This window comes from Halomonas sp. ND22Bw, from assembly GCF_003011945.1.
GTDB classification, from domain to species: domain Bacteria; phylum Pseudomonadota; class Gammaproteobacteria; order Pseudomonadales; family Halomonadaceae; genus Halomonas; species Halomonas halophila.
The window spans coordinates 1-267 of record NZ_PXWD01001002.1 but is presented as its reverse complement, the minus strand read 5'-3'; the positions used below and the strand labels follow the sequence as shown (position 1 = coordinate 267).

The following is a 267-nucleotide window of genomic DNA, read 5'->3' as shown; positions in this document are numbered from 1 at the left end:
CGCCTGCGCCCAGGCGGCATCATCGTGCGCGCGCACCACAGGATTGATTTCTACGAGTTCGTCCAGCATGCGGCAGGGATCCACGCCCGGTTCCTCGCAGAGACCGGGCGTTGTTGGACGGTTCGCACCGCGCGCCGCACCGGCCGCTGGGTCGTTACCGCGGCCCGCGCCGATGGTATGACCCGATCCCGTTGAACGCGAGCGAGGCAGCGCGTCCCACGTCCGTGCGATATGAGGCTTGCCGTTAAGTGGAGCGGCAGGACGTCC

General features: G+C 68.2%; 1 protein-coding gene. It reads left to right on the top strand.

The features are described from left to right. A partial coding sequence (locus tag CVH10_RS26900) for a hypothetical protein (RefSeq protein WP_219924946.1) occupies positions 1–195 on the top strand: 195 nt, incomplete at its 5' end. Positions 196–267 lie beyond the last annotated feature (72 nt).